The following is a 3,340-nucleotide window of genomic DNA, read 5'->3' as shown; positions in this document are numbered from 1 at the left end:
GATGGGGATTGGCGATCTCAGGCAAACGACTCATGAACACAGTGCTTCAACTCGTTTTGTCATATAGATTACAGGCTACTCAGCCCGTCATTGAGTTCTCTTTAGATTTTCTTTACAAATCAGCTCTTAACTCTCCCGCATTTCCTGTCCCTTGAGTTTGAGTACGCAAGCTGCTGCCAATCCGACCATCGGCTGAGGTACCAATCACTTGAACCGTAGAGTCGGCATTCACAGTCAAATCTCCCCCGTCCCCTTCACCAAAAGTACTAGCTGAAACCGCTGCTCCATCAGATACCATTAACTGCCCAGTGGCAATACTCACATTTCCTGCTTTTCCTATCCCTTCAGTTTGAGTAAACAAGCGGCTGGTAAACCCACCATCTGCTGAGGTACCAATCAGTTGAAAAGATTCAGAGGCATCCACTGTCACATTTCCGGCGTCCCCTTGACCAATAGTGCTAGCATTAACAACTGCTCCATCAGAGACGATTAACTCCCCAGTGGTAATACTGACATCTCCCCCTTTTCCTATCCCAGAAGTTAGAGCAAGCAAGCCGCTGCGAGACCGACCATCGGCTGAGGTACCCATCACTTGAACCTTGGAAGAGGCATCCACAGTCAAATTTCCGCCGTCCCCTTCACCCCTTGTGCTAGCATCAAAAACTGCTCCATCAGAGACGATTAACTCCCCAGTGGTAATACTGACATTTCCCCCTTTTCCTATCCCAGAAGTTAGAGCAAACAAGCCGCTGGGAATCCTACCATCGGCTGAGGTACCAATCACTTGAACCTTAGAAGAGGCATCCACAGTCAAATTTCCGCCGTCCCTTTCACCCAAAGTGCTAACTGAAACAAATGCTCCATCAGAGACGATTAACTCCCCAGTGGTAATACTGACATCTCCCGCTTTTCCTATCCCAGAACTTAGAGCAAACAAGCCGCTGGGCAACTGACCATTAGCTGAAGTACCAATCACTTGAACAGTAGAGTCCGCATCCACTGTCAAATTTCCGCTGTCCCCTTCACCAAAAGTGCTAGCTGAAACTTGTGCTCCATCAGAGACCATTAACTGCCCAGTGGTAATACTCACATCTCCCGCTTTTCCTGTTGCTCCTGGAAGAACTAGGGCTCCCAAGAGGCTGCGAGTACCATCAGACGCACCAACCACTCGCACAGATTCAGTGGCATCCACTGTCAAATCTCCCCCCTGTCCTGAGCCGGATACATTAGCACCTATAATAGAACCATCCTCAAGACTCAACTGAGAAGCATCAACAACTATGCCACCGCCACTGCCACTACCTTCGGTATTCGCAAACACAAAAGAGCGATCGCGTAAACTCACATTAGCTCCCTGCACCTGGATACTGCCACCACTTTCGCCACTGGTAATAACAAAAGCACCGTCAGACAAACTAATATCCTGAAACGCTGGAACTGCTGAATAATCCAACACAAAACTAGTATCGGTTGGGGTCAAGTTCACCACACCATTACCCACACTCCCCAGCTCAATCCGTCCATCCAATGCAGCTATCAAACCACCAGGAATAGTAACCTCACCACCAATCAGCCCTAAGGTTTGACCATTTGGTACCAAAAACAGACTAGACTGATTAGTAATACTTCCGGGATTTGAGCCATATTGCAACCCAGATGGAATATTAATAGTTAATAACGGTTTATCATTGGGATTTTTTGCGCTGAATACTGTGCCATCGTCAAACAATATACTATCAGCAGTACTCCCAAAAAATGAGCCTCCCAGATCGAGTCTGCTATTGGACCCGAATACAATACCATTGGGATTTATCAAAAATAAATTAGCATTTCCCAATACTCCCAGAGTCCCCAAAATATTAGAAACATTTGTTCCAGTTACCCGACTCAGGATGTTGGCAACTCCTGCTGGATTCGCAAAATAAACTCGCCCAAACTCGGCCACATTGAAATCCGAAAAGCTGTGGAAGAGATTACTGTCTCTAATCGCTCCACCTTCTATCAAATCTGCCAGGGCACCATTAATAGTCACATTGGGTGTTACTACAGAACTGACCTTACCGAGGGTATTATCTGGGGTTATTTGCCCTAATGCCGTAGTTGCACCCAGTAGAGAACAAAGAACAAAAGGACTTGCTGCGACAAGTTGGTCAATCCGAGGTTTCATGTTAATCAATAAAGATGCTCCCGATTTCTCGGATTATTTCATAAACTATGAATTAAGCTTTATTGATGTAACAATTCTTGAAAAGACTTTACTTGAACTTCATAAAAATATAGCAAAGGGAACAGGGAATAGGGAACAGGGAACAGGGAATAGGGAGTAGGGAGTAGGGAGTAGGGAGTAGCGATGCAGTCAACTATTATTACTGTTCTGGATTACCTGTTCTGGATTACCTATTTTGGATTACTTGTTCCCGATTCCCGATTCCCGATTCCCGATTCCCGATTCCCGATTCCCGATTCCCGATTCTAAATTCTAAATTCTTAATTCTAAATTCTAAATTCTAAATTACCTCTATTTAGTCCCCTTTAAACTATCAAACTTATTATTTAAAAAGCCAGTAAAGATAGTAATCACTCGATGCTTTATATCCTTAATATTCACACTTACCGACATCCCTGATGCTAGGGGAAATGATTCTCCCAAACGTAAGCATTGAGCTGACGGCTGACAGCTGAGAGCTGTTGAGGTTAATGAATTGTTTCTCAAAGATGAATTCGCTATAGTCCGCTAGGTCATCAATTCCTACCAAGTTTAAAATAATTTCAGTTATAAGCCAAACGATGATTTTATGCCACATTACCCTGTCCTCTTTACCTGTCTAGTTTTAGAGTAATGAGCAGAGCCAGGAATACTGTCTCATTTTTTGCATCAGTTTTTGAATCAAGTGTTTTTATTAAGCTGATTTGTTTGATTTTTATTAGATTAATTTAAGGCTGTATTCAGATTAAGTTTAAGTTACTTTCAGATTGACCAATAAATAGAGATACTCAACAAGCTTAGGGGTGGTTATAGCATAGTAATCAAGACTATTTATCTCAGTTTTTGTATCAGTTTTGCGATTTTATTCAGACTTATATCATTTTGAGCTCATATTACAGCGTTTTTTAATTCGGTGAGGTACACAGGATTTTTTCCCTGTTCCCTGTTCCCGGGAGCATGTCAGTTTTGTTAATTCCTGGTTTAGATCCCCCTAAATCCCCCTTAATAAGATACGGCTGGCGAAATTAATATTTGTTTACAAAAGGATGAGCAGATGTGGAAAAGATCCTTTGTTCGTAGTTGGTTTGGGAGTTACAGTTGAAACAATTGTATCAGTTATCAAACTGAGGAGTT

At 42.9% G+C, this 3,340-nt stretch carries 2 protein-coding genes; one reads left to right on the top strand and one right to left on the bottom strand.

All coding sequences use genetic code 11. The features are described from left to right. Positions 1-112: 112 nt before the first annotated feature. Positions 113-2,167: a filamentous hemagglutinin N-terminal domain-containing protein gene (locus F6K49_RS38015; RefSeq protein WP_293105418.1), complete on the bottom strand. Its 2,055-nt coding sequence runs from the start codon at positions 2,165-2,167 to the stop codon at positions 113-115. 183 nt (positions 2,168-2,350) lie between these two features. Between F6K49_RS38015 and F6K49_RS38010 the strand changes: the two genes are divergently transcribed. Further along, on the top strand, positions 2,351-2,476 hold the full coding sequence (locus F6K49_RS38010; protein ID WP_293020165.1) for a hypothetical protein: 126 nt from the start codon (positions 2,351-2,353) through the stop codon (positions 2,474-2,476). Positions 2,477-3,340: the final 864 nt, after the last annotated feature.

It is taken from the genome of Moorena sp. SIO3I6, assembly GCF_010672095.1.
The sequence above is the reverse complement of the archived record's forward strand: the minus strand, read 5'-3'. Positions and strand labels throughout refer to the sequence as shown.

Bases quoted from the DNA above. Each gene is read 5' to 3' on its own strand.
- F6K49_RS38015 (WP_293105418.1), bottom strand. From the start codon at position 2,167: ATGAAACCTCGGATTGACCAACTTGTCGCAGCAAGTCCTTTTGTTCTT.
- F6K49_RS38010 (WP_293020165.1), top strand. From the start codon at position 2,351: ATGCAGTCAACTATTATTACTGTTCTGGATTACCTGTTCTGGATTACC.